Source organism: Cedecea davisae DSM 4568 (assembly GCF_000412335.2).
In the GTDB taxonomy this organism is placed as follows: Bacteria; Pseudomonadota; Gammaproteobacteria; order Enterobacterales; family Enterobacteriaceae; genus Cedecea; species Cedecea davisae.
The window spans coordinates 2,434,717-2,460,014 of record NZ_KE161030.1 but is presented as its reverse complement, the minus strand read 5'-3'; the positions used below and the strand labels follow the sequence as shown (position 1 = coordinate 2,460,014).

The following is a 25,298-nucleotide window of genomic DNA, read 5'->3' as shown; positions in this document are numbered from 1 at the left end:
ACCGAAAAGGCTTACTCACAAAGAATGAGGGGGCATTTTTGCCCCGCGCAGAGATGGATTATCCATTGATTTGCATCAACTAATCTCCACTCCATAACCCTAAGGTTGCAGCAGTTACTCACACAAATTGAGGTGTTTATGTCACAGTCCCCCGCAACCGAGAAGTCCTCGGACGCACTGATTACCGACTGGCGGCCGGAGGACCCGCAGTTCTGGCAGCAAAAAGGTCACCGTATTGCCAGCCGTAACCTGTGGATTTCAGTTCCCAGCCTGCTGTTGGCGTTCTGCGTCTGGATGTTGTTTAGCGCCGTAGCGGTCAACCTTAACAAAGTTGGATTTAATTTCTCTACCGACCAGCTGTTTATGCTTACCGCGCTGCCTTCGGTTTCCGGCGCACTGCTGCGCGTGCCGTATTCATTTATGGTGCCGGTATTTGGCGGCCGCCGCTGGACGGCGTTCAGCACCGGGATTTTAATTATTCCGTGCGTGTGGCTGGGCTTTGCGGTGCAGGATACCAGCACCTCTTTCAATACCTTCATCATCATCTCGCTGCTGTGCGGTTTTGCCGGTGCGAACTTTGCTTCCAGCATGGCTAACATCAGCTTCTTCTTCCCGAAGGCGAAGCAGGGTGGCGCTTTGGGGATTAACGGCGGCCTGGGCAATATGGGCGTCAGCGTGATGCAGCTGGTGGCTCCGCTGGTTATCTCTGCGTCAATGTTTGCGGTATTTGGCGGTAAGGGCGTTGAACAGGGCGACGGCACGATGCTGTTCCTGGAAAATGCCGCGTGGATCTGGGTGCCGTTCCTGGCCATTTTCACTATTGCCGCCTGGTTTGGCATGAACGATCTCTCCGCCTCGAAAGCGTCGCTGCGTGAACAGCTGCCGGTGCTTAAGCGCGGGCATCTTTGGGTGCTGGGCGTGCTCTATCTGGCGACCTTTGGCTCGTTCATCGGCTTCTCCGCAGGGTTTGCGATGCTGTCCAAAACCCAGTTCCCGGACGTGAATATTCTCCACTTTGCCTTCTTCGGCCCGCTCTTTGGCGCGCTGGCTCGTTCGGCCGGCGGTGCTATTTCCGACCGCTGGGGCGGGATCCGCGTCTCGCTGTATAACTTTATCCTGATGGCGGTATTCAGCGCGCTGCTGTTCACCACGCTGCCGAGCAACGGCGAGGGCGGCAACTTTATCGCCTTCTTCGGCGTGTTCCTGATGCTGTTCCTCACTGCGGGTCTGGGCAGCGGCTCAACCTTCCAGATGATTTCCGTTATCTTCCGTAAGCTGACTATGGACAGAGTCAAAGCGGCGGGCGGCAGCGATGAGCACGCGATGCGTGAGGCGGCAACCGACACCGCGGCCGCGCTGGGCTTTATTTCGGCCATTGGCGCGATTGGTGGCTTCTTCATTCCTAAAGCCTTCGGGACCTCTCTGGCATTAACCGGCTCTCCCGCAGGGGCGATGAAAGTCTTCCTGGTGTTCTACATTGTCTGCGTGGTGATTACCTGGGCGGTTTACGGCCGTAAATCTTCACGCTAAACGATTTAACCTTTGGTTATCCCTTTGCGCGGCTTCGGTCGCGCTTTTTTTTGCCTTATGCAGCGGAAAGCGACGCATTTGTGAGTCTCTACCCCTTAATACCTGTAGGGATGAATCCTTTACCCCCATGATAACGAGGTGTTATTTTTAATCCTTAAAATACATTAAGTTACAGGATTTTCCGTGATTATACTTTGGTGGTAGATCTTCGTTTCTGGTGAAAGACCACACCCGGAGCAGTTGATCATCATCAAATATCCTATGCTTTCTAAGCGTTAACTTTCCTGTCATTCAGCAATGTCGATTTCACCAGAAGAGCCTGCAGGCTCCACATCAGGAGAACCCCGATGAGCAAATTCCTCGACCGGTTTCGTTACTTCAAACAGAAGGGCGAAACTTTTGCCAATGGACATGGCCAACTGCTCGACACCAACCGCGACTGGGAGGAAGGTTACCGCCAGCGCTGGCAGCACGACAAAGTGGTTCGTTCTACTCACGGCGTGAACTGCACCGGCTCCTGTAGCTGGAAGATTTATGTTAAAAGCGGCCTGGTCACCTGGGAAACCCAGCAAACCGATTACCCGCGCACCCGCCCCGATATGCCTAACCACGAGCCACGCGGCTGCCCTCGCGGCGCCAGCTACTCCTGGTATCTCTACAGCGCCAACCGCCTGAAATACCCGCTGATGCGTAAACGCCTGATCAAACTCTGGCGTGAAGCAAAAGTGCAGCACAGCGATCCGGTAAACGCCTGGGCTTCAATTATCAACGATCCTGAAAAAGCCAAAAGCTATAAGCAGGCGCGTGGACGCGGGGGCTTTGTGCGCTCAAGCTGGCAGGAAGTGAACGAACTGATTGCCGCCGCTAACGTCTTTACCGCAAAAACCTTCGGCCCGGACCGCATCGCGGGCTTCTCGCCTATCCCGGCGATGTCGATGGTTTCTTATGCTTCCGGCGCGCGCTATCTGTCGCTTATCGGCGGTACCTGCCTGAGCTTCTACGACTGGTATTGCGACCTGCCGCCGGCTTCGCCGATGACCTGGGGCGAGCAAACCGACGTACCTGAGTCCGCCGACTGGTACAACTCCAGCTACATCATCGCCTGGGGCTCTAACGTGCCGCAGACCCGTACGCCGGATGCGCACTTCTTCACTGAAGTTCGCTACAAGGGCACCAAAACCGTTGCCGTCACCCCGGATTACGCCGAAATAGCCAAGCTTTGCGACCAGTGGCTGTCGCCTAAACAGGGGACCGATGCCGCGATGGCGCTGGCGATGGGCCACGTTATGCTGCGCGAGTTCCATCTCGATAATCCCAGCCAGTATTTCACCGACTATGTTCGCCGCTACACCGACATGCCGATGCTGGTGATGCTGGAAGAGCGCGACGGCTTCTACGCCGCAGGCCGTATGCTGCGCGCTGCCGATCTGGTGGATAACCTCGGTCAGGAAAACAATCCGCAGTGGAAAACCGTAGCCCTGAACGACACCACCGGTGACCTGAGCGCGCCGAACGGCTCCATCGGCTTCCGCTGGGGCGAGAAGGGCAAATGGAACCTTGAGCAGCGCGACGGCACCAGCGGCGAAGAAGCCGAACTGCGCCTGAGCCTGCTGGGCAGCCATGACGAGGTAGCCGAAGTCGGGTTCCCGTATTTTGGCGGCGAAAGCTCCGAACACTTCAATAACGTTAAGCTGGAAAACGTTCTGTTGCACAAACTGCCGGTCAAACGTATCCAACTGGCGGACGGCAGCAGCGCGCTGGTCACCACCGTTTACGATCTCACCCTGGCTAACTATGGCCTTGACCGTGGCCTGGGCGACGAAAACTGCGCCAGCAGCTACGACGATGTAAAAGCCTATACTCCGGCCTGGGCTGAGCAGATTACCGGCGTGCCGCGTCAGCATATTATCCGCATCGCACGCGAATTTGCCGATAACGCCAACAAAACCCATGGCCGTTCGATGATTATCGTCGGCGCCGGTCTGAACCACTGGTTCCACATGGACAGCAACTACCGTGGCCTGATCAATATGCTGATCTTCTGCGGCTGTGTTGGTCAAAGCGGCGGCGGCTGGGCGCACTATGTCGGCCAGGAAAAACTGCGTCCGCAGACCGGCTGGCAGCCTCTGGCGTTTGCGCTCGACTGGCAGCGTCCGCCGCGCCATATGAACAGCACCTCGTTCTTCTACAACCATTCCAGCCAGTGGCGCTATGAGTCGCTGACGGCGGAAGAGCTGCTGTCACCGCTGGCGGATAAATCCCGCTACAGCGGCCACCTGATTGACTTCAACGTGCGCGCCGAGCGTATGGGCTGGTTGCCTTCCGCTCCGCAGTTGAACACCAACCCGCTGCACATTGCGCAGCAGGCGAAAGCCGCCGGTATGTCCCCGGCTGATTACACCGCCGAACAGCTGAAATCAGGCGGGATCCGTTTCGCCTCCGAACAGCCGGACGCGGGCAATAACCATCCACGCAACCTGTTTGTCTGGCGTTCCAACCTGCTTGGCTCCTCCGGTAAAGGGCATGAGTACATGCTCAAATACCTGCTGGGAACCGAAAACGGTATTCAGGGTAAAGACCTGGGCCAGGAAGGCGGCGTGATGCCGGAAGAAGTTGAGTGGGTCGATAACGGCCTCGACGGTAAGCTGGACCTGGTGGTGACTCTGGACTTCCGCCTGTCCAGCACCTGCCTGTATTCCGATATCGTGCTGCCGACGGCAACCTGGTATGAGAAAGACGATATGAATACCTCGGATATGCATCCGTTTATTCACCCGCTTTCTGCCGCAGTTGACCCGGCCTGGGAGTCAAAAAGCGACTGGGAAATTTATAAAGCCATCGCGAAGAAATTCTCAGAAGTCTGTGTTGGCCATCTCGGTAAAGAAACCGACGTGGTTACGCTGCCTATTCAGCATGACTCCGCCGCCGAACTGGCTCAGCCTTACGGCGTGCAGGACTGGAAGAAAGGTGAATGCGACCTGATCCCGGGGAAAACTGCGCCGCACCTTATGGTGGTTGAGCGTGATTATCCGGCAACCTACGAGCGCTTCACCTCGGTTGGCCCGCTGATGGAAAAAATCGGCAACGGCGGGAAAGGCATTTCCTGGAACACCCAAAGCGAGATGGATCTGCTGCGCAAGCTCAACTACGAGAAAGCAGACGGCCCGGCAAAAGGCCAGCCGATGATCAACTCCGCGATTGATGCTGCTGAAGTGATCCTCACCCTGGCACCGGAAACCAACGGCCAGGTTGCGGTGAAGGCCTGGGCCGCGCTCGGTGAGTTTACCGGCCGCGGCCATACGCATCTGGCGACCAATAAAGAAGACGAAAAAATTCGCTTCCGCGATATTCAGGCGCAGCCGCGCAAAATCATCTCCAGCCCGACCTGGTCAGGTCTTGAGGATGAGCATGTTTCCTACAGCGCGGGTTACACCAACGTTCACGAGATGATCCCATGGCGTACGCTTTCCGGCCGTCAGCAGCTTTATCAGGATCATCAGTGGATGCGCGACTTCGGCGAAAGCCTGCTGGTTTACCGTCCGCCAATTGATACCCGTTCGGTAAAAGGCGTGATGGGCACCAAGTCCAACGGTAACCCGGAGAAGGCGCTGAACTTCCTGACGCCGCACCAGAAATGGGGCATTCACTCTACCTACAGCGACAACCTGCTGATGCTGACGCTGTCGCGCGGCGGGCCGATTGTCTGGATGAGCGAGTCGGATGCTAAAGATCTTGGCATTGCGGATAACGACTGGATTGAAGTATTCAACAAAAACGGCGCCCTGACCGCGCGTGCGGTAGTGAGCCAGCGTATTCCTGACGGGATGACCATGATGTACCACGCCCAGGAGCGCATTGTGAACCTGCCGGGTTCTGAGATAACCGGCCAGCGCGGCGGTATTCATAACTCGGTGACCCGTATTAGCCCTAAACCAACGCATATGATTGGCGGTTACGCGCAGCTGGCATACGGTTTCAACTATTACGGCACGGTGGGCTCCAACCGCGATGAGTTCGTGGTGGTGCGCAAGATGAAAGAGATTAACTGGTTAGATGGCGAAGGTAACGACCAGAAACAGGAGAGCGTAAAATGAAAATTCGTTCACAAGTCGGCATGGTGCTGAACCTTGATAAATGCATCGGCTGCCACACCTGTTCGGTGACCTGTAAAAACGTCTGGACCAGCCGCGAAGGGATGGAGTACGCGTGGTTTAACAACGTCGAAACCAAACCCGGCATTGGCTACCCGAACGACTGGGAAAACCAGGAAAAATGGAAAGGTGGCTGGATCCGTAAAATCAACGGTAAGCTCCAGCCGCGCATGGGCAACCGCGCCATGCTGCTGGGCAAAATCTTCGCTAACCCGCACCTGCCGGGCATCGATGATTACTACGAGCCGTTTGATTACGACTACCAGCATCTTCATAACGCGCCTGAAGGCAAGCATCAGCCGATCGCCCGTCCGCGCTCGCTGATAACCGGCCAGCGGATGAACAAAATCGAAGCAGGCCCGAACTGGGAAGAGATCCTCGGCGGCGAGTTTGAGAAGCGCGCTAAAGATCAGAACTTCCAGAACATGCAGAAGGCGATGTACGGCCAGTTTGAAAATACCTTCATGATGTATCTTCCGCGCCTGTGCGAGCACTGCCTTAACCCGGCGTGTGCGGCGACCTGCCCGAGCGGCGCTATTTACAAGCGTGAAGAAGACGGCATCGTGCTTATCGATCAGGATAAGTGCCGCGGCTGGCGCATGTGCGTAACCGGCTGCCCGTACAAAAAGATCTACTTCAACTGGAAGACCGGCAAGTCTGAGAAGTGCATCTTCTGCTATCCGCGTATCGAAGCGGGTATGCCGACGGTCTGCTCCGAAACTTGCGTAGGCCGCATCCGCTACCTCGGCGTGCTGCTTTACGATGCGGACGCGATTGAAGAAGCGGCAAGCACCGAAAACGAACAGGATCTCTATGAGCGCCAGCTCGGCGTGTTCCTGAACCCGAACGATCCTGCGGTTATCGAGCAGGCGCTGAAAGACGGCGTGCCGCAGAGCGTTATCGACGCGGCCCAGCAGTCGCCGGTTTACAAAATGGCGATGGACTGGAAGCTGGCGCTGCCTCTGCACCCGGAATACCGCACGCTGCCGATGGTCTGGTACGTGCCGCCTCTGTCGCCGATCCAGTCCGCTGCCGATGCGGGCCAGCTGCCGCATACCGGCATTCTGCCTGACGTAGAAAGCCTGCGTATTCCTGTGGAATATCTGGCGAATCTGCTGACAGCAGGTGACACCGCACCGGTGCTGCGCGCCCTGAAACGTATGATGGCTATGCGCCATTACAAACGTGCTGAAACCGTGGACGGGGTGAATGATACCCGTGCGCTGGAAGAGGTGGGCTTGACCGAAGCTCAGGCTCAGGAAATGTATCGCTATCTGGCTATCGCCAACTACGAAGACCGCTTTGTGGTGCCGACCAGCCATCGCGAGCTGGCGGCAGATGCGTTCCCGGAACGTAACGGCTGCGGCTTTAGCTTCGGCGACGGCTGCCACGGCAGCGATACCAAGTTCAACCTGTTCAACAGCCGCCGCATCGACGCCATCGATGTGTCCGGTAAAACGGAGCCGCACCCATGATTGAACTGTTGATAATCTCCCGCCTGATGGAGTACCCGGATGCTGCTTTGTGGCAGCACCATGACGAACTGGCGGCCGCGCTGGAGGAGGGCACCGCCCTCAATTCGGCCCAGCGTGCAGAGCTGGGGAGCTTCATTTCCTCGCTTTGCGGCCGCGAGCTGCTTGATGCTCAGGCCAGTTACGGCGAGTTATTCGACCGTGGCCGCGCCACTTCGCTGCTGCTGTTTGAACACGTTCACGGCGAGTCACGCGACCGGGGCCAGGCGATGGTGAATTTGATGAATCAGTATCAGCGCGCCGGGCTGGAAATCGACAGCCGCGAACTGCCGGACCATCTGCCGCTGTATCTGGAATATCTTTCCCAGCAGCCGGAAGGCGAGGCGCGCGGCGGCTTGCAGGATATCGCCCCGATTCTGGCGCTGCTTAGCGCGCGCCTCAAACAACGGGAAAGCGACTATGCGCTGCTGTTCGATATGCTGCTGGCTCTGTCGGCAAGTGATGTCAGCGCGGAAAGCGTAGGCAAGCAGATTGCCGATGAAGCACGCGACGATACCCCGCAGGCGCTGGACGCGGTGTGGGAAGAGGAGCAGGTCAAATTTATCGCCGAGGCGGGCTGCGGAGAGTCTGAGATCTCCAGCCATCAACGCCGCTTTGCCGGGGCGGTTGCTCCGCAGTATCTCGAAATCGGAGGGCAGCAATAATGCATTTCCTGAGCGTATTCTTCTTTGATATCTATCCGTACCTGTGCGGGACGGTATTTCTGGTGGGCAGCTGGCTGCGCTATGACTACGGGCAGTATACCTGGCGCGCCGCCTCCAGCCAGATGCTGGATCCGAAGGGCATGAACATGGCTTCCAACCTGTTCCACTTCGGTATTCTGGGGATTTTTGCCGGCCATTTCCTCGGCATGCTGACGCCGCACTGGATGTATGAATCCTTCCTGCCCGTGGACGTGAAGCAAAAAATGGCGATGATCGCGGGCGGTGCCTGCGGTGTGATGACGCTGGTGGGCGGCCTGCTGCTGTTGAAACGCCGCCTGTTTAACCCGCGTATTCGTGCAACCTCGACGCCAGCGGATATTCTTATCCTCAGCATTTTGATGGTGCAGTGTGCGTTAGGCCTCGGCACTATTCCGTTCTCCGCCCAGCATATGGACGGCAGCGAAATGATGAAGCTGGTGGGCTGGGCGCAGAGCGTGGTGACCTTCCGCGGCGGCGCGTCTGAGCACCTGGAAGGCGTGGCGTTTATCTTCCGCGTTCATCTGGTGCTGGGCATGACTATCTTCCTGCTGTTCCCGTTCACCCGTCTGGTGCACGTCTGGAGCGCGCCGGTAGAATATCTGACGCGTAAATATCAGATAGTACGCGCCCGCCGCTAACCGCGAGTAGCGCATCGAATACCCGGCTCAGGTCGGGTATTTTTTTGCCATAACAAATATGTTTTTTCGAATGTGTTTATTGACATTCCTTGCTTCAGGTTTACCATGGCGGGGTTAATCCATGAGGTCAGGTTTATGTCCACGTTGACGCCGTTACAGCTTTTTAAAAACTTATCTGACGAAACGCGGCTGGCGATCGTTTTGATGCTCAAGGCTAAGAATGAGCTTTGTGTCTGCGAATTAACCGCCGTGCTTCAGGAATCACAACCCAAGGTTTCCCGCCATCTTGCGATGCTGCGTGAAGGCGGACTGCTGCTGGACAGGCGCGAAGGAAAGTGGATTTACTATCGCCTCTCGCCCCATATGCCGGCCTGGGCCGCGGCGGTGATTGAGCAGGCCTGGCACGGCCAGGGGCAGGACGTATTGGCGCGGCTGAAGCGCATCGAAGCCGATGGTTCGACGGCGCTTTGCCGGTAAAAAATTTATCTAATCATATTCATTTTTTCATATATGTTTGCGTCGGATCTTCACGGCGCTGACGGGAGGCAGGATGTTTTTGGCAGCGGCAATTTTTATTCTGACCATTGTGCTGGTTATCTGGCAGCCGAAAGGGCTGGGGATCGGCTGGAGCGCGCTGCTAGGCGCGGGGCTGGCGCTGGCTAGCGGCGTGGTGCATGTCACCGATATTCCTGTGGTATGGAGCATCGTCTGGAACGCGACCGCCACCTTTATCGCGGTAATTATTATCAGCCTGTTGCTGGATGAATCGGGCTTTTTTGAGTGGGCGGCGCTGCATGTTTCCCGCTGGGGAAACGGGCGAGGACGGCTACTGTTTACCTGGATTGTGCTCCTCGGCGCGGCGGTCGCGGCGCTGTTTGCCAACGATGGCGCAGCGCTGATCCTGACGCCAATCGTGATAGCGATGCTGCTGGCGCTGGGGTTCAGCAAAGGGACAACGCTTGCGTTTGTAATGGCAGCGGGTTTTATCGCCGACGCGGCGAGCCTGCCGCTGATCGTTTCCAACCTGGTGAATATCGTCTCGGCGGATTTCTTCCATCTCGGCTTTACCGAATATGCTTCTGTCATGGTGCCGGTCAACATCGCCGCGATTGTTGCGACGCTTATCATGCTGCATCTGTTTTTCCGCAAGGATATTCCGCCGGTTTATGACCTCACGCTGCTGAAGACGCCCGCGAAGGCAATTAAAGATCCGGCGACTTTTATTACCGGCTGGATAGTGCTGGTACTGCTGCTGGTGGGCTTTTTTGTTCTGGAGCCGCTTGGCGTGCCGGTTAGCGCGATTGCGGCGGCCGGAGCGTTGGTTCTGTTTGTGGTGGCGAAAAGAGGGCAGGCAATCAATACCGGGAAAGTGCTGCGCGGCGCGCCCTGGCAAATCGTTATCTTCTCGCTGGGCATGTATCTGGTGGTCTACGGCCTGCGCAATGCCGGTTTGACCGAACAGCTCTCCGGCGTGCTGAACTGGCTGGCGGAAAAAGGCCTGTGGACGGCAACGCTGGGCACCGGTTTCCTGACGGCTTTCATGTCGTCGGTGATGAATAATATGCCTACAGTTCTGATTGGAGCGCTTTCAATCGACGGAAGCAGCGCCAGCGGTGTGATTAAAGAGGCGATGATTTATGCCAACGTTATTGGCTGCGATCTCGGCCCTAAAATTACCCCTATCGGCAGCCTTGCCACGCTGCTCTGGCTGCATGTGCTTTCTCAAAAACAGCTGACAATAAGCTGGGGCTACTACTTCCGTACCGGAATAGTGATGACGCTACCGGTGCTGCTGGTGACGCTAGCCGCGCTGGCGCTGCGTCTCTCCTTTACTCATTAACGGGCAGGGCTATGAGCAACGTAACGATTTATCACAACCCAGAGTGCGGGACGTCCCGCAATACGCTGGCGATGATCCGCAATAGCGGCGAACAGCCAAAGATTATCTATTATCTGGAACAGCCGCCCTCAGTCGAGGAACTCAGAAAGTTGATTGCCGATATGGGCATTACGGTACGCGAACTGCTGCGTAAAAACGTGGAGCCTTACGAAACCCTGGGGCTGGAGGAGGATAAATTTACCGACCGGCAGCTTCTTGATTTTATGCTGCAATATCCGATTCTGATTAACCGCCCGATTGTCGTCACGCCGCTGGGAACCCGGCTTTGCCGGCCGTCCGAGAAAGTGCTGGATATTTTGCCTGCGGGGCAAACCGGGGCGTTTAACAAAGAGGACGGCGAGCGTGTAGTAGATGAAAAAGGCCGGCGACTGGGGTCCTGACCCATGCCTCGCTATCATTCTTAAGCAACGGACTCAGGCTTCTGAGTCCGTATTTCGATTAGGCTATTCGGCCATTTTCTGTAATAACGCTATGCCGATCGGTTCTTCACTTTGTAGCGATGCCAGCGCTACACGCCCGGCATGAGTCTCTTTGACCTCCCGGATAAGCGGCAGCTCATTACCCGCCCTGGCTTTTAACAGCGGGGAGGAAGGCCTGGCTGCGGCGATACTATTATTAATAACCCATGCCCATGGTTCTATTCTGGCCCGGCGGAGGTCGTTTTGCAGGTTCACTGCCTCAAGCACCGGAGTGGTCTCGGCAAGCGTGACGATAATAACTTTTGTCCGTGTGGGATCCTGGAGCTGCATCATCGGGGTGATCATTCGCTCTTCCGACTGGCCCATCTGCCTCACCATTTCTTTATGGTAGGCGCCGGTAGCATCGAGCAGCAGCAGCGTGTGCCCGGTGGGGGCGGTATCCATAATCACAAAACTGTCTTCCGCCTGTTTGATAATGCGGGAGAAGGCCTGAAATACCGCAATCTCTTCGGTACAGGGAGAGCGAAGATCTTCTTCCAGCACAGCCCGGCCTGCGGCATCGAGCGTTTTCCCCTGGTTATCAAGAACGAAACGGCGATAGCGTTCCGTCTCGACTTTAGGATCGATACGGCTCACGACCAGGCCGGGTATTGAGTCGGCCAGAGTATAAGAAAGATGTGCTGCGGGGTCAGAGGTTGTCAGGTGTACTTTATGGCCGCGTTTTGCCAGAGAAACGGCAATCGAGGCGGCTACGGTGGTTTTCCCTACGCCGCCTTTGCCCATGGTCATCACCAGACCGTTGCCGGACTGGCTAAGTTCATCCACCAGAGTTGATAGCGCCGGGAGCGCTATTTCGCCGTCGGCGTCAGGCGCAGTATGTGGCTTGATTTCACCGCTATCTTCCGTAAGTAATGCCCTGAGCGCTTCCACACCAACCAGATTAAACGCTTTTAGCGGGAGTTCTGTTCGCGGCAGGCTCGCCAAATTAGTCGGCATCTCGTGCAGCGCTTTTTCTTCCCGGGCCAGGATGCTTCGCACCAAAGGATCGGCCTGTTCTGCCAGAGGAGAAAGCACGCCATTTATCGCAAGATGTTGGTGTTTCAGGCCAAGCTGATAGAGTTCATCATGGGTGTGCGCCACCTCTTTTAGCGTCGATGTTTGCGCTCTGGCGACCAGCACCAGCCTGGTAAGAGCGGCGTCCGACAGGGCTTTCACCGCATTGGCGTATTGATGCTGCTGTTTTTCCAGCCCGACAAGCGGTCCGAGATTTGCGGCGGCATCCGGGTTGGCGTCGAGATAGCCGCTCCAGGCTCCCGGCAGCTCAAGCATGCGGATGGTGTGTCCTGTAGGCGCAGTGTCGAACACGATATGCTGGTATTTCTCACGCAGTTCAGCGCTTGTTAGCAGGGCGGTGAATTCATCGAAAGCGGCTATTTCGGTGGTGCAGGAGCCGGAAAGCTGCTCTTCAATACTGCTGACAACATCGGCCGGCATTTGGTCTCGTACCGGGTCAAGCACCCGGTCGCGGTAGGCCTGGGCGGCGGCCATCGGATCAACTTCCATTGCATCCAACGGCGGGACCTGGCTGATTCCGGTAATTCGGTGCCCGATCGGCTGGTTGAACACCTGCGCGATGTTGGAAGCGGGGTCGGTGCTGACCAGTAATGTTTTTTTACCCTGGTTAGCCAGCCAGACCGCCGTTGAGCAGGCCAGCGACGTTTTGCCAACGCCGCCTTTGCCGGTGAAAAAAATAAACTGGGGAATGTCTTTTAGAAAAGAAATGTTCATCATTATCTCCGGGCAAGTTAAGGCAGGCGGGGAATGTTACAGCAGGCTGGTATGGCGCGGTCATCGTCCCAGTCCTGACTGAAAGGAACGTCCGCCCAGCGGGCGAGATCCGCACGGCTCGGGAGTTGACCGGCCATAACCTGAGCACCATCAAGCAAGATGAGGGGCAGAGCGCCTGGCCCTGCGCTGTTAAGAAACGCCTGAGCTAGCGGATTGGTAATAAAACTCTGTGGGTTTTTTGCCAGGCTATAGCGCTGAATGCTAATACCGTTCTGCCTGGCCCATTGGAGGTCCGCGTTCCACTGCAGGGCGGAGTCCTGGACCGTCACGCCACTGGTAGCGCAGCAGCCGGCGGCTTCAAAGATTTCAATACGGGACATAGTGTTTGCCTCAATGTTTAGCCACGAAGTGTGGCAATGAGGTAAACGAATGAATGGCGGAAAGGATGCGCGATTAATTCATATTTTTATGGCAACAAACGGCAGAGCCGCCGTCCGGTTCGATTTCGCATAGCTCAATCAGCTTTTCTCTTAACCGGGTTCTGGCTCGTAAAAGGCGGGATTTCAGTGCCGCAAGCGTTATATTCAGCTCGTCCGCCAGGTGCTGTTGAGGGCGGCCAAAGATATCGCATTGCTCAATCAGCCAGGCTTCGTCCTCGGGCATCGCCTGGAGCGTTTCAGGCAGGCAACGTTCAAGCTGAGCGACGGGATCGGTGTCTGACCGGGACTGCGGCATGTCGTCCGTTAGTCCGGTGAACTCTTTTTTCAGGCGATGTTGGTCAATCAGCATATTTCTGGCAGCCCGGTATAACCAGGCGAGAGGATGCGCCATATCGCAAAATGTGTCCGGGGTGGCTCGTGCCTTAAGGAAAAGCTCCTGCATCATATCGGCTGCCTGGTCCGGGCTGGCGGTTCTGGCGAGCAAGAAATGATAGAGCTCCGCCTGATGCTGGTGCCAGAAAGTGGTCATGCAGGCGTTGAATTCTTTTATAACGGACATCTTAATTTCTCCGAACAATAGCCGGAATAGCATAACGCAGTTTGGGTTATGTCAGGAATGGTTTGCAGGTCTGATTTGGTTTTTTCTGAGAGAGGGTGGCGGGGGAAGGATGATCGCGCAGTGCGCGTTCTCACTGGCGTGAGTCGAACCTTAGTCGAAGCTTCTCGTCCTTCCCCAACGGGAATATGAGAATATTTTACAGATTTGAAAGTTTGGTGTTTTTCTGAGAGATGGTGGCGGGGGAAGGATTCGAACCTTCGAAGTCGATGACGGCAGATTTACAGTCTGCTCCCTTTGGCCGCTCGGGAACCCCGCCAGGGGTATGATACTTTGAGCGTGGTACTGATTATTGCTGCTTTACTGCGTATTGAATGGTGGCGGGGGAAGGATTCGAACCTTCGAAGTCGATGACGGCAGATTTACAGTCTGCTCCCTTTGGCCGCTCGGGAACCCCGCCTGGGGCAATGCTTTTACTGGCCTGCTTCCTTGCGGGAAGCGGGGCGCATCATATCAAATGAAGCGCCGCTGTAAAGCTTTCACTTTAAGAAAATGAATCGTTTGCCGTTTTTTTACTCGTAACGCCGTAAAGCTAAACAATTCATTTTCCGGGTGATTACAGAATAATGGTGCGGTTGCCGTAAACGAAGACCCGCTGCGCCAGCACTTCGTACAGCGCGCGGCTGAGCACGTTTTTCTCTACGTCACGGCCTGCGCGCATCATATCGTCTGCGGTATAGGTGTGGTCGACGTGGATAACGTCCTGCATGATGATTGGGCCTTCATCGAGATTATCGTTAACGTAATGCGCGGTGGCGCCGATAATCTTCACTCCGCGTTCATATGCCTGATGGTACGGGCGCGCGCCGATAAAGGCAGGCAGGAACGAGTGGTGAATATTGATAATCTGGTTCGGGAAGCGGGAGACAAATTCAGGCGTCAGCACACGCATGTATTTCGCCAGCACCACGTAATCCGGATTGTGGGCGGCAATGGCGTCGGCCATCAACGTGTCGTGCTCTTCACGCGTCATGCCTTCGTGGCTGACCAGCTGGAACGGAATATCAAAACGTTCCACTAAGGTGCGCAGCGTTTCGTGGTTGCCGATGACCGCGGCGATTTCTACATCCAGCCCGCCATAGTTGGCCTTCATCAGCAAGTCGCCCAGGCAATGAGCTTCTTTGGTGACCAGAATGACGATGCGGCGGCGGCCCGCAGGCGTTAATTCGCGAATGGAGCCTTCCGGTAATGCGCTGTCGAGGTCGGCCAGCAGCGTGGTGTCGTTGAAAATGCCTTCCAGCTCGGTACGCATGAAAAAGCGCCCGGTGCGATGATCGACGAATTCGTTATTCTGAACGATATTGAGTTCGTGCTTGTAGCAAATATTAGTGATTCGTGCGATCAACCCCTTCTGATCGGGGCAGATAGTGCGGAGAACTTTACGTTGTAATGCCTGCATGAAGTGGTAAATCCTGTTGAACGGTGTTTGCAAACAATAATGCTGTTAGGCGGCGAAGGCTATCATCCGCAGCATTTTTTATATTTTTTACCTGAGCCGCAAGGGCAGGGGTCATTACGACCAAACTGAGGCCGCTGGCCGTCTATATAGTACCACCGGCCATTTTCTCTGACGAAGCGTGAACGTTCGATTATCGCGCTTTGCTTGCCGTTTTCATTAAAACGGGCAACAAAGCTGACATATCCTTCGTTTTCGTTACTGCCTTCGGCTTCTTCATAGACGGTAAGGCCAAGCCATTCGGTGGCGCCAAAACCGCCGGATATTTCTGATTTAAACGTGGGGTGGCGGCAGCTCTCGTGCCAGCTGGAAACCAGATAGTCCGCATCTTGTAGGACGAAAGCGGTATAACGAGAGCGCATAAGCTGTGACGGACGTTGCGGATGCTGGCCGGCGCTTAGGTAAGGCTGGCAACATAAGCTATACTCCAGACCGCTGCCACATGGACAAAGTTGCAACATTGCATCTCCAGGAAAAAATATAAACGGCGTCAATAACACTACGGCAGCGGTTATGTTAACTGAGCAGTGGCGTTGGCGTCACGGAGTGATTACCGGGGAAGATTGACCGAGGCGTGATGAGACAGGTAAAGATCGGCCTGGCATTAGGGTCGGGTGCTGCAAAAGGATGGGCGCACATTGGCGTTATCAATGCGTTAAAAAAAGCAGGGATCCAGATTGATGTCGTGGCAGGTTGCTCCGTAGGTGCGCTGGTGGGCGCTGCCTATGCGAGCCAGCGCCTGCCGGTAATGGAGCGATGGGTTCGCTCATTTAGCTACTGGGACGTGTTGCGGCTGATGGATCTTTCCTGGCGTCGCGGCGGCCTGCTGCGAGGCGAGCGGGTGTTCAATAATATCCGCCATATTATCCCCGAAACGATGATTGAAGGCTGCGGCCTGCGTTTCGGTGCGGTGGCTACCAATCTTAGCACCGGGCGAGAGCTCTGGTTTACCGAAGGCGATTTGCACCAGGCCGTTCGCGCCTCTTGCAGCATGCCGGGTTTACTGTCGCCCGTTGCCCACAACGGCTACTGGCTGGTGGATGGCGCTATTGTGAACCCTGTGCCCGTTTCATTAACCCGCGCGCTGGGGGCCGATATTGTGATAGCCGTTGATCTACAGCACGATGCGCACCTGATGCAGCAGGATTTACTCTCGGTGAATATGACGCCGTCCAGCGAGGATAATCACCCGCAGGCCACAAACTGGCGTGGCCGATTACGTGAACGGTTAGGGAAAATGACCTCCCGCCGGGCTAACGTGACGCCAACGGCAATGGAAATAATGACGACCTCTATTCAGGTGCTGGAAAATCGCCTCAAGCGTAACCGCATGGCGGGAGACCCGCCCGATATTCTTTTACAGCCGTTTTGCCCGCAAATTTCCACGCTCGACTTTCACCGCGCATCTGAAGCGATTGCAGCGGGCAGTCTCGCGGTTGAGAAAAAGATGGATGAGCTTCTACCGCTGGTTCGTACTCATGTATAAGTTACGGCTTCAGGCGATTCTTACAGGCGCTTGTTGCAATACCGTGCCACTATTTAATTATTGTCGGGCAGGGGAGTGCGCATGAGCCAGCCGCTGGAAGGAAAACAGATCCTCATTGTTGAAGACGAGCCGGTTTTCCGCTCCCTGCTGGACAGCTATCTGACTTCACTTGGTGGAATGACCCATCTGGCATGGGACGGCGTGGATGCTCTGGAGAAACTCGCCGGCCATTCAGTGGATTTGCTGATTTGCGATTTAGCCATGCCGAGAATGAACGGCCTTGAGCTGGTGGAGCACATTCGTAATGAAGGCGACCAGACGCCTATCTTAGTGATTTCTGCTACCGAAAATATGTCCGATATCGCGCAGGCGCTGCGTCTTGGAGTGCAGGATGTCTTGCTGAAACCGATTAAAGATCTTAATCGGTTAAAAGACACCGTTTTATCCTGCCTCTACCCGACCATGTTTAATTCCCGTGTGGAAGAAGAAGAGCGGCTGTTTCAGGACTGGGACGCCCTGGTGCAGGACCCCCAGGCGGCTTCTAAACTATTACAGGAGCTGCAGCCGCCTGTTCAGCAAGTGATATCGCATTGCAGGATAAATTATCGCCAGCTTATCTCGGTCGATCAGCCGGGGCTGGTGCTCGATATTGCACCACTTTCGGATAATGACTTAGCTTTTTATTGCCTGGATGTTACCCGCGCCGGAGATAACGGTGTATTAGCCGCGCTGTTGTTACGCGCGTTATTCAACGGGCTATTGCAGGAACAACTTTCTCATCATGGTCAACGCCTTCCGGAATTAGGAAATTTACTTAAACAGGTCAATCAGCTATTGCGCCAGGCAAACCTCAGCGGGCAATTTCCTTTAATGGTTGGTTATTATCACAGCGGATTAAAAAACCTTATCCTTGTTTCCGCCGGGCTTAATGCCACGTTAAATACCGGAGAACACCAAATTCAGGTCAGCAATGGGGTGCCGCTTGGTACGCTGGGTAACACCTACCTTAACCAAATCAGCCAACGCAGCGCCGCCTGGCAGTGCCAGGTGTGGGGTTCCGGAGGCCGCTTACGGCTGATGTTGTCCGCAGAATAAACAGCGGAACAACTGATTACATTTAGCTTTTCTTCTGTAAGCAGCGTGGTGGTAATATCGCGCTCAACCTAATCGTATTTGTCTTAAATTAACCGCTGCCGGGGTAAACAGGGGCGGTTTTTGTTTTTAAGCTGATATACTCAACCGCGTTTTTAAATTGACGACAAGTGTGAAACTTGAACAGTCCTGGAGGTTTTTCAATGGCTGCCATTAATTCTAAAGTAACGAAAGCTGTTATCCCGGTTGCGGGATTGGGAACGCGCATGTTGCCGGCAACAAAGGCAATTCCAAAAGAGATGCTGCCGCTGGTTGATAAACCGCTGATTCAGTATGTCGTTAATGAATGTATCGCCGCCGGTATTACCGAAATCGTGCTGGTTACCCACTCTTCTAAAAACTCCATCGAAAACCATTTCGATACCAGTTTTGAGCTGGAAGCGATGCTTGAGAAGCGCGTTAAACGCCAGCTTCTGGAAGAAGTTCAGTCCATCTGCCCGCCGCACGTTACCATCATGCAGGTGCGTCAGGGTCTGGCTAAAGGCCTCGGCCACGCGGTGCTGTGCGCACACCCGGTTGTGGGCGACGAGCCGGTAGCGGTTATTCTGCCGGACGTTATCCTCGATGAATTCGAATCCGATCTTTCCCAGGATAACCTGGCCGAAATGATCCGCCGTTTTGATACAACGGGCCACAGCCAGATTATGGTTGAGCCGGTTGCCGACGTTACCGCCTACGGCGTAGTTGACTGTAAAGGCGCCGCGCTTTCTGCAGGCGATAGCGTGCCGATGGTTGGCATCGTCGAAAAACCAAAAGCAGACGTTGCGCCATCTAACCTGGCGGTTGTGGGTCGCTACGTGCTGAGCGCCGATATTTGGCCGCTGCTGGCGAAAACGCCTCCGGGCGCAGGGGACGAGATTCAGCTGACTGACTCTATCGCCATGCTGATGGATAAAGAGACCGTTGAAGCCTATCACATGAAAGGCGTAAGCCACGATTGCGGCAACAAACTGGGCTATATGCAGGCGTTTGTTGAGTACGGTATTCGTCATAAGACGCTGGGCGAAGACTTTAAAACCTGGCTGGAAGCCACCGTTGGCGCGAAGAAATAATTCAATTCAACGCAGGATGGTAAGATGAAAGTTACCGTATTTGGTATTGGCTACGTTGGCCTGGTGCAGGCTGCCGTACTCGCCGACGTCGGGCACGATGTTATGTGCATCGACGTGGACGCAAAGAAAGTGGAAAACCTTAAAAAAGGTGAAATCCCTATCTTTGAACCCGGCCTGACTCCGCTGGTAAAAAAGAATTTTGAAGAAGGGCGCCTGCAGTTCAGCACCGACGCTGAGCAGGGCGTTCATCACGGCGAAATGCAGTATATCGCCGTAGGCACGCCGCCGGACGAAGACGGCTCTGCCGATTTAAAATATGTGACCGCCGTAGCCCGTACTATTGCTCAGCATATGGACTCGCATAAAGTTGTTATCGACAAATCTACGGTGCCGGTTGGCACGGCAGATAAAGTTCGTGCGGTAATGGCTGAAACCCTCAAGGCGCGTGGCGTTGAGATCGGGTTCGACGTGGTCTCTAACCCCGAGTTCCTTAAAGAAGGCGCCGCGGTTTCTGACTGTATGCGTCCTGAACGCATCGTTATCGGGACGGATAACGAAGAAGTCATCGATCTGCTACGCGAGCTGTACGAGCCGTTTAACCGCAATCATGACCGAATGATCCTGATGGACATCCGCAGCGCGGAGTTGACCAAGTATGCGGCTAACTGCATGCTGGCGACTAAAATCAGCTTTATGAACGAGATTGCCAATCTCGCGGAACGTCTGGGCGCGGATATAGAGAAAGTGCGTATGGGTATCGGTTCTGATTCCCGTATCGGCTACAGCTTTATCTATCCCGGCTGCGGTTATGGCGGTTCCTGTTTCCCTAAAGACGTACAGGCGCTGATTCGCACCGCAGAGCAGATTGGCTACACGCCGCGCATTCTGCAGGCGGTGGAAGAAGTGAACTACGCGCAGAAGCAAAAGCTTCCTGAATTTGTGACCCGCTATTTTGGCGATGATCTCAAAGGGAAAACTTTTGCGCTATGGGGGCTTTCCTTTAAGCCAAATACCGATGATATGCGCGAGGCTTCAAGCCGGGTGCTCATCGAGTATTTATGGGCGCGCGGTGCTGAAGTGCAGGCATTTGACCCTGAGGCGATGGATGAGGCCCAGCGTATTTATGGTCACCGCAGCGATTTCAGGCTGATGGGAACTAAAGAGGCCGCTTTACAGGGGGCCGATGCGCTGGTGGTCTGTACCGAATGGCAAAGCTTTAAAGCGCCGGACTTCGAGTTGATTAAGAAGTCTCTGAAACAGCCGGTTATCTTTGATGGTCGTAACCTGTATGACCCTGAGAGATTGAATAAGCGTGGCTTCGTCTATTATGCGATTGGCCGCGGCGCTTCCATCAGTATTGCTTAAATAACCCGTTCTGACGTTATTTATAGTTACCGGCGCTACAGAAACGCTTAAGTATCTGTACGCTGCCGGTAACGTGTTAACCACTTCTGTTATTCCTGCTCCGTTTAAACCTCTCCTGAGCGCTTCTACGCTTAATTTCGGCCTTTGGTTTACTATCTCGTCAAACATAGCCCGGACGTGGCCGTTTCAAATGAAATACTGCTCTGGGATAGATGTGTTCATTATTTAATCTTCCGGGGTTTCCTGCCAGGGTTGGGGAGCGTGTTAAACAAAAGGGGGGACGGCATTCCACGCCGTGAGTTAATAGGGGCGTATTGAGGGAGAGAGAAATAAAAGTAAAGAAACTTACGTTAAACCTAAGGCTATGGTCGTGGCGGTGGCCTGGCTACGTTATCCCGTCCATCCAACTTTATGCAGTAATATCCTGCCTGGCTCGGATAATTCTTATGGGTTATATCGGAGCTAAGAAAAGGATTAGTCTTTAGAACGATAAATCGATTTTATCCATAAGTTTATGATTAACGCAGGAAAGCAACAGCAGTTGCCGACGGGTATTGAATCAAAAAATATTGGCATCTTCGAGTTAATAACAAATGCAGGCCGCGTCATGCCTGGCCTTCGGGGGAGGGGCAGTTTGTGTTGTCCGGGGACTGAAAATAAAAATCCCGCCGAAGCGGGATCTTAATAAGCAGCACTGAAGGTAATTAGATCAGGAAATCTTCCAGCTTTTTACCTTGCTCTTCCATTGCTTTTTTGATTACTGCTGGAGTACGGCCCTGGCCAGTCCAGGTTTTGGTTTCGCCGTTTTCATCGATGTACTGATATTTAGCCGGACGTGCAGCGCGTTTAGCTTTGCCTGCAGATTTAACAGCAGCGATGCTGTTCAGCAGTTCGTTCGGGTCAATACCGTCAGCAATCAGCATTTCGCGGTATTGCTGCAGTTTACGGGTACGCTCTTCAATTTCAGCGGCTGCCGCGTTTTCTTCTTCGCGACGTTCGTTAACTACAACTTCTAATTTTTCCAGCATCTCTTCCAGAGTTTCCAGGGTGCATTCTCTTGCCTGGGCACGAAGAGTACGGATGTTGTTCAGAATTTTAAGTGCTTCGCTCATTTTAGTAATCTCAAACTTATTATTGGGGGGGTGACGTTTGAGCTAATAATAGAGCGTTAAATTAAGTTCTGCAATAGCCGTGAATGTAAGGAATTCAAAATTTGCTGATATATATGCGATGGTTTAAATTTGGTTAACTTAATTTTCGCCTGCCAGGTCACAGAAAATGGCGCTTTGAGACTCAAATTTTAGACAACAACCCTTGTGCTTGCAGGGGTTGTTAGCGAGTAGAAAAGATAAAAATTTCGCATTAATCATCAAATATTCCTGCTGCTTATTAATGGTTATGGGCCTTAGCGACTGTTTACAATTTATAATAATTGAGTGGCTGAACAATTACTCCGGTTGGCGATAAAAAAGCCGTAACCTCCTCTGTTAAGGGCTTTTTGCTCAGATAAACGCTTACTAATAGGCAGGGCGGCGGCGGCTATTATTAATATATCTGATGTTATTAATCCTGATGTTTAGCAAGGAAATCGGGAATCCCCAGCCTCCTGGAGCTGTGGTACAATCGCCAGCAACAATATTTACATTTTGATTCAGGCTAAAGACGCAATGGCTCAACTCTATTTTTACTACTCTGCAATGAACGCGGGGAAATCAACGGCACTGCTTCAGTCTTCCTACAATTACCAGGAAAGAGGGATGCGTACTCTGGTGTATACCGCAGAGATCGATAATCGTTTTGGGGTTGGCAAAGTCAGCTCGCGTATAGGCCTGTCATCCCCTGCAAAACTTTATAACCAGGCGACAGACTTATTTGCCGATATTTGTGCCGAGCAGGAGTCCGCTCCGGTCCACTGCGTGCTGGTAGATGAGAGTCAGTTTTTAACCAAAGAGCAGGTATACGCTTTATCTGACGTGGTTGATGATTTAGATATTCCGGTTTTATGCTACGGGCTGCGCACGGATTTTCGCGGCGAGCTGTTCAGCGGCAGCCAGTATCTTCTGGCGCTGTCAGATAAGCTTGTTGAGCTGAAAACTATTTGCTTCTGCGGGCGTAAGGCCAGCATGGTATTACGCCTTGACCAATCCGGGCGGCCTTATAATGAAGGTGAGCAGGTCGTGATTGGCGGCAATGAGCGCTATGTATCCGTCTGCCGCAAGCATTATAAAGAGGCGCTGGCTAAAGGCTCTCTACAGGAGCTTCAGGGGCGTTAAAAGAGTGATTGGGGGATAGCCTCAGTTTCTGTATTTAATGCCTCATTGGCGTCTGTAATGATTATTTAGCAATAAAAAAACCCGCCTTTCGGCGGGTTTTTTATTTAAGGCAGAGGCAATTAAGCGGTTTTCTTCGCTTTCTTGTCTGCTTTAGCTGCCGGAGCGGCTTCTTTTGCTGCCGCGCCTTCTACGTATTCACGTCCGTAGAAAGTATCCAGCAGGATCTGTTTCAGCTCGGAAATCAGCGGATAGCGCGGGTTAGCGCCGGTACACTGGTCATCGAATGCGTCTTCAGACAGCTTATCAACGTGGGCCAGGAAGTCAGCTTCCTGCACGCCAGCTTCACGGATAGATTTAGGAATACCCAGTTCAGCTTTGATGGTGTCCAGCCAGGCCAGCAGTTTCTCAATCTTAGCCGCAGTACGGTCGCCCGCAGCGGTCAGACCCAGATGGTCGGCGATTTCAGCGTAGCGACGACGTGCCTGAGGGCGGTCGTACTGGCTGAAAGCAGTCTGCTTGGTTGGGTTGTCATTCGCGTTATAGCGGATAACGTTGGAGATCAGCAGGGCGTTCGCCAGACCGTGAGGAATGTGGAACTGAGAACCCAGTTTGTGAGCCATTGAGTGGCACACGCCCAGGAAGGCGTTAGCAAACGCGATACCGGCGATGGTTGCCGCGTTGTGAACACGTTCGCGAGCGACCGGGTTTTTAGAACCTTCATTATAAGAAGCCGGCAGGTTTTCTTTCAGCAGTTTCAGCGCCTGCAGAGCCTGGCCGTCAGAGAACTCGCTCGCCAGAACAGAAACGTAAGCTTCCAGGGCGTGAGTCACGGCATCAAGACCGCCGAATGCGCACAGGGACTTAGGCATGTCCATAACCAGGTTGGCATCAACAATCGCCATATCCGGGGTCAGCGCGTAGTCTGCCAGCGGATATTTCTGGCCGGTTGCATCGTCGGTTACAACCGCAAACGGCGTAACTTCAGAACCGGTACCGGAGGTGGTGGTGACCGCGATCATTTTCGCTTTCACGCCCATTTTCGGGAACTTGTAGATACGTTTACGGATGTCCATAAAGCGCAGCGCCAGTTCTTCGAAGTGGGTTTCAGGATGTTCGTACATCACCCACATGATTTTAGCAGCATCCATCGGGGAGCCGCCGCCCAGGGCGATAATCACGTCTGGTTTAAAGGAGTTAGCCAGCTCTGCGCCTTTGCGAACAACGGTCAGCGTTGGGTCAGCTTCAACTTCAAAGAACACTTCGGTTTCAACGCCAGCGGCTTTCAGAACAGAGGTAATCTGGTCCGCGTAGCCGTTGTTGAACAGGAAGCGGTCGGTGACGATCAGCGCACGTTTGTGGCCATCAGTAATCACTTCGTCCAGCGCAATTGGCAGGGAGCCACGGCGGAAGTAAATAGATTTCGGAAGTTTATGCCACAACATGTTCTCAGCTCGCTTAGCAACGGTTTTCTTGTTGATCAGGTGCTTCGGACCCACGTTTTCAGAGATGGAGTTACCACCCCATGAACCACAGCCCAGCGTCAGGGAAGGGGCCAGTTTGAAGTTATACAGGTCACCGATACCACCCTGAGAAGCCGGGGTGTTAATCAGGATACGTGCAGTCTTCATTTTGTCGCCGAAGAACTTCACGCGCTCAGGCTGGTTGTCCTGGTCGGTATACAGGCAAGAGGTATGGCCGATACCGCCCATCTCTACCAGTTTTTCCGCTTTAACCACGGCGTCTTCGAAGTTTTTGGCGCGGTACATTGCCAGCGTCGGAGACAGTTTTTCGTGAGCGAACGGTTCGGACTCGTCAACAACTGAAACTTCGCCAATCAGAATTTTGGTATCAGCCGGGACGGTGAAACCTGCAAGCTCAGCAATTTTGGCAGCAGGCTGGCCAACGATTGCGGCATTCAGCGCGCCATTTTTCAGGATGATGTCCTGAACGGCTTTCAGCTCTTTACCCTGCAGCAGGTAGCCGCCGTGGGTAGCGAAGCGCTCGCGCACTGCGTTATAAGCAGAGTCAACCACGATGACGGACTGTTCAGAAGCACAGATAACGCCGTTATCGAAGGTTTTGGACATCAGAATAGACGCGACAGCACGTTTGATGTCGGCAGTTTCGTCAACCACAACCGGGGTGTTACCCGCGCCAACGCCAATAGCAGGTTTACCGGAGCTATAAGCCGCTTTAACCATGCCCGGGCCACCGGTTGCCAGAATCATATTGATATCCGGGTGGTGCATCAGAGCGTTGGACAGTTCTACGGAAGGTTGATCGATCCAGCCGATCAGGTCTTTCGGTGCACCGGCAGCGATTGCTGCCTGCAGCACGATATCCGCTGCTTTGTTGGTTGCATCTTTAGCACGCGGGTGTGGCGAGAAGATGATGGCGTTACGGGTCTTCAGGCTGATTAAAGATTTGAAGATAGCGGTAGAGGTTGGGTTGGTGGTTGGCACGATACCGCAGATGATACCGATAGGTTCAGCGATAGTGATGGTACCGAAGGTGTGATCTTCAGACAGCACACCGCAGGTTTTTTCATCTTTATAGGCGTTGTAGATATATTCGGAAGCAAAGTGGTTTTTAATCACTTTATCTTCGACAATACCCATACCGGATTCGGCAACGGCTAATTTTGCAAGTGGGATTCGAGCGTCGGCAGCGGCCAGGGCGGCAGCTCGGAAAATTTTGTCGACTTGCTCTTGAGTAAAGTTGGCATATTCACGCTGGGCTTTCTTTACGCGCTCTACGAGGGCGTTCAGTTCCGCGACATTAGTTACAGCCATAATGCTCTCCTGATAATGTTAAACT

Annotated in this window: 20 protein-coding genes and 2 tRNA genes; 13 read left to right on the top strand and 9 right to left on the bottom strand. The window is 54.0% G+C overall.

Features of this window, described 5'->3' with window-relative positions:
- Positions 1–138: 138 nt before the first annotated feature.
- From HMPREF0201_RS11150 to arsC, 8 genes are all read left to right on the top strand, one after another.
- Complete coding sequence (locus tag HMPREF0201_RS11150; RefSeq protein ID WP_039898295.1) at positions 139–1,530, top strand: NarK family nitrate/nitrite MFS transporter; 1,392 nt, start codon at positions 139–141, stop codon at positions 1,528–1,530.
- Positions 1,531–1,877: 347 nt separating this feature from the next.
- On the top strand, positions 1,878–5,624 hold the full coding sequence (locus tag HMPREF0201_RS11145) for a nitrate reductase subunit alpha (RefSeq protein WP_016536756.1): 3,747 nt from the start codon (positions 1,878–1,880) through the stop codon (positions 5,622–5,624).
- Positions 5,621–7,156: a nitrate reductase subunit beta gene (gene narH / locus HMPREF0201_RS11140; RefSeq protein WP_016536755.1), complete on the top strand. Its 1,536-nt coding sequence runs from the start codon at positions 5,621–5,623 to the stop codon at positions 7,154–7,156. Before HMPREF0201_RS11145 ends, narH begins: the two co-directional genes overlap by 4 nt.
- Positions 7,153–7,857 (top strand): nitrate reductase molybdenum cofactor assembly chaperone, encoded by a 705-nt coding sequence (gene narJ, locus HMPREF0201_RS11135; RefSeq protein WP_016536754.1) that lies wholly within the window; start codon positions 7,153–7,155, stop codon positions 7,855–7,857. Before narH ends, narJ begins: the two co-directional genes overlap by 4 nt.
- On the top strand, positions 7,857–8,534 hold the full coding sequence (narI, locus tag HMPREF0201_RS11130; protein WP_016536753.1) for a respiratory nitrate reductase subunit gamma: 678 nt from the start codon (positions 7,857–7,859) through the stop codon (positions 8,532–8,534). The genes narJ and narI overlap by 1 nt, the downstream gene beginning before the upstream one ends.
- A 135-nt stretch (positions 8,535–8,669) precedes the next feature.
- Positions 8,670–9,011: a metalloregulator ArsR/SmtB family transcription factor gene (locus tag HMPREF0201_RS11125; RefSeq protein ID WP_039899327.1), complete on the top strand. Its 342-nt coding sequence runs from the start codon at positions 8,670–8,672 to the stop codon at positions 9,009–9,011.
- 73 nt (positions 9,012–9,084) lie between these two features.
- Positions 9,085–10,374, top strand: a complete 1,290-nt coding sequence (locus tag HMPREF0201_RS11120) for an arsenic transporter (protein ID WP_016536751.1) — start codon at positions 9,085–9,087, stop codon at positions 10,372–10,374.
- 11 nt (positions 10,375–10,385) lie between these two features.
- Positions 10,386–10,814: a glutaredoxin-dependent arsenate reductase gene (arsC, locus tag HMPREF0201_RS11115; RefSeq protein ID WP_016536750.1), complete on the top strand. Its 429-nt coding sequence runs from the start codon at positions 10,386–10,388 to the stop codon at positions 10,812–10,814.
- A gap of 63 nt (positions 10,815–10,877) precedes the next feature.
- Here the strand turns inward: arsC and arsA are convergent, their stop codons facing one another.
- The 7 genes from arsA to HMPREF0201_RS11080 form a co-directional block, all read right to left on the bottom strand.
- Positions 10,878–12,641, bottom strand: a complete 1,764-nt coding sequence (gene arsA / locus HMPREF0201_RS11110) for an arsenical pump-driving ATPase (RefSeq protein ID WP_039898294.1) — start codon at positions 12,639–12,641, stop codon at positions 10,878–10,880.
- A gap of 17 nt (positions 12,642–12,658) precedes the next feature.
- The gene (locus HMPREF0201_RS11105; protein WP_016536748.1) at positions 12,659–13,021 is read right to left on the bottom strand and encodes an arsenic metallochaperone ArsD family protein; all 363 of its coding nucleotides are present in this window, start codon (positions 13,019–13,021) and stop codon (positions 12,659–12,661) included.
- A gap of 73 nt (positions 13,022–13,094) precedes the next feature.
- Positions 13,095–13,640, bottom strand: a complete 546-nt coding sequence (locus HMPREF0201_RS11100; RefSeq protein WP_039898293.1) for a sigma-70 family RNA polymerase sigma factor — start codon at positions 13,638–13,640, stop codon at positions 13,095–13,097.
- 231 nt (positions 13,641–13,871) lie between these two features.
- Positions 13,872–13,956 (bottom strand) — tRNA-Tyr (locus tag HMPREF0201_RS11095).
- Between the two features lie 56 nt (positions 13,957–14,012).
- Positions 14,013–14,097: transfer RNA gene (locus HMPREF0201_RS11090), tRNA-Tyr, on the bottom strand.
- Between the two features lie 156 nt (positions 14,098–14,253).
- The gene (gene purU, locus HMPREF0201_RS11085; protein ID WP_016536746.1) at positions 14,254–15,096 is read right to left on the bottom strand and encodes a formyltetrahydrofolate deformylase; all 843 of its coding nucleotides are present in this window, start codon (positions 15,094–15,096) and stop codon (positions 14,254–14,256) included.
- Positions 15,097–15,158: 62 nt separating this feature from the next.
- Positions 15,159–15,614 (bottom strand): YchJ family protein, encoded by a 456-nt coding sequence (locus HMPREF0201_RS11080; RefSeq protein WP_071704093.1) that lies wholly within the window; start codon positions 15,612–15,614, stop codon positions 15,159–15,161.
- Positions 15,615–15,730: 116 nt separating this feature from the next.
- Between HMPREF0201_RS11080 and rssA the strand changes: the two genes are divergently transcribed.
- The 4 genes from rssA to HMPREF0201_RS11060 all read left to right on the top strand — a co-directional run bounded on the left by rssA (position 15,731) and on the right by HMPREF0201_RS11060 (position 20,208).
- On the top strand, positions 15,731–16,639 hold the full coding sequence (rssA, locus tag HMPREF0201_RS11075) for a patatin-like phospholipase RssA (RefSeq protein WP_016536744.1): 909 nt from the start codon (positions 15,731–15,733) through the stop codon (positions 16,637–16,639).
- A gap of 81 nt (positions 16,640–16,720) precedes the next feature.
- The gene (gene rssB / locus HMPREF0201_RS11070) at positions 16,721–17,734 is read left to right on the top strand and encodes a two-component system response regulator RssB (protein WP_016536743.1); all 1,014 of its coding nucleotides are present in this window, start codon (positions 16,721–16,723) and stop codon (positions 17,732–17,734) included.
- A 200-nt stretch (positions 17,735–17,934) separates the two neighbouring features.
- Complete coding sequence (galU, locus tag HMPREF0201_RS11065) at positions 17,935–18,843, top strand: UTP--glucose-1-phosphate uridylyltransferase GalU (RefSeq protein ID WP_016536741.1); 909 nt, start codon at positions 17,935–17,937, stop codon at positions 18,841–18,843.
- Between the two features lie 24 nt (positions 18,844–18,867).
- Complete coding sequence (locus tag HMPREF0201_RS11060; protein WP_016536740.1) at positions 18,868–20,208, top strand: UDP-glucose dehydrogenase family protein; 1,341 nt, start codon at positions 18,868–18,870, stop codon at positions 20,206–20,208.
- Positions 20,209–20,912: 704 nt separating this feature from the next.
- Here HMPREF0201_RS11060 and hns read toward each other — a convergent pair.
- Positions 20,913–21,320, bottom strand: a complete 408-nt coding sequence (gene hns / locus HMPREF0201_RS11055) for a histone-like nucleoid-structuring protein H-NS (RefSeq protein ID WP_016536737.1) — start codon at positions 21,318–21,320, stop codon at positions 20,913–20,915.
- 555 nt (positions 21,321–21,875) lie between these two features.
- Between hns and tdk the strand changes: the two genes are divergently transcribed.
- Positions 21,876–22,481 carry a thymidine kinase gene (gene tdk / locus HMPREF0201_RS11050; RefSeq protein ID WP_016536735.1) on the top strand — a complete coding sequence of 202 codons (606 nt, stop codon included), beginning with the start codon at positions 21,876–21,878 and terminating at the stop codon, positions 22,479–22,481.
- Between the two features lie 119 nt (positions 22,482–22,600).
- On the opposite strand, the gene adhE is transcribed toward tdk, so the two are convergent.
- On the bottom strand, positions 22,601–25,273 hold the full coding sequence (gene adhE, locus HMPREF0201_RS11045) for a bifunctional acetaldehyde-CoA/alcohol dehydrogenase (protein ID WP_016536734.1): 2,673 nt from the start codon (positions 25,271–25,273) through the stop codon (positions 22,601–22,603).
- Positions 25,274–25,298 lie beyond the last annotated feature (25 nt).

What these genes read in the sequence shown, in the direction of transcription:
- HMPREF0201_RS11150 (WP_039898295.1), top strand. Translation starts at nt 139, where the DNA reads ATGTCACAGTCCCCCGCAACCGAGAAGTCCTCGGACGCACTGATTACC.
- rssB (WP_016536743.1), top strand. Translation starts at nt 16,721, where the DNA reads ATGAGCCAGCCGCTGGAAGGAAAACAGATCCTCATTGTTGAAGACGAG.
- arsA (WP_039898294.1), bottom strand. Translation starts at nt 12,641, where the DNA reads ATGAACATTTCTTTTCTAAAAGACATTCCCCAGTTTATTTTTTTCACC.
- HMPREF0201_RS11120 (WP_016536751.1), top strand. Translation starts at nt 9,085, where the DNA reads ATGTTTTTGGCAGCGGCAATTTTTATTCTGACCATTGTGCTGGTTATC.
- galU (WP_016536741.1), top strand. Translation starts at nt 17,935, where the DNA reads ATGGCTGCCATTAATTCTAAAGTAACGAAAGCTGTTATCCCGGTTGCG.
- rssA (WP_016536744.1), top strand. Translation starts at nt 15,731, where the DNA reads ATGAGACAGGTAAAGATCGGCCTGGCATTAGGGTCGGGTGCTGCAAAA.
- HMPREF0201_RS11100 (WP_039898293.1), bottom strand. Translation starts at nt 13,640, where the DNA reads ATGTCCGTTATAAAAGAATTCAACGCCTGCATGACCACTTTCTGGCAC.
- tdk (WP_016536735.1), top strand. Translation starts at nt 21,876, where the DNA reads ATGGCTCAACTCTATTTTTACTACTCTGCAATGAACGCGGGGAAATCA.
- narJ (WP_016536754.1), top strand. Translation starts at nt 7,153, where the DNA reads ATGATTGAACTGTTGATAATCTCCCGCCTGATGGAGTACCCGGATGCT.
- purU (WP_016536746.1), bottom strand. Translation starts at nt 15,096, where the DNA reads ATGCAGGCATTACAACGTAAAGTTCTCCGCACTATCTGCCCCGATCAG.
- HMPREF0201_RS11080 (WP_071704093.1), bottom strand. Translation starts at nt 15,614, where the DNA reads ATGTTGCAACTTTGTCCATGTGGCAGCGGTCTGGAGTATAGCTTATGT.
- HMPREF0201_RS11105 (WP_016536748.1), bottom strand. Translation starts at nt 13,021, where the DNA reads ATGTCCCGTATTGAAATCTTTGAAGCCGCCGGCTGCTGCGCTACCAGT.
- arsC (WP_016536750.1), top strand. Translation starts at nt 10,386, where the DNA reads ATGAGCAACGTAACGATTTATCACAACCCAGAGTGCGGGACGTCCCGC.
- HMPREF0201_RS11060 (WP_016536740.1), top strand. Translation starts at nt 18,868, where the DNA reads ATGAAAGTTACCGTATTTGGTATTGGCTACGTTGGCCTGGTGCAGGCT.
- narI (WP_016536753.1), top strand. Translation starts at nt 7,857, where the DNA reads ATGCATTTCCTGAGCGTATTCTTCTTTGATATCTATCCGTACCTGTGC.
- hns (WP_016536737.1), bottom strand. Translation starts at nt 21,320, where the DNA reads ATGAGCGAAGCACTTAAAATTCTGAACAACATCCGTACTCTTCGTGCC.
- narH (WP_016536755.1), top strand. Translation starts at nt 5,621, where the DNA reads ATGAAAATTCGTTCACAAGTCGGCATGGTGCTGAACCTTGATAAATGC.
- adhE (WP_016536734.1), bottom strand. Translation starts at nt 25,273, where the DNA reads ATGGCTGTAACTAATGTCGCGGAACTGAACGCCCTCGTAGAGCGCGTA.
- HMPREF0201_RS11125 (WP_039899327.1), top strand. Translation starts at nt 8,670, where the DNA reads ATGTCCACGTTGACGCCGTTACAGCTTTTTAAAAACTTATCTGACGAA.
- HMPREF0201_RS11145 (WP_016536756.1), top strand. Translation starts at nt 1,878, where the DNA reads ATGAGCAAATTCCTCGACCGGTTTCGTTACTTCAAACAGAAGGGCGAA.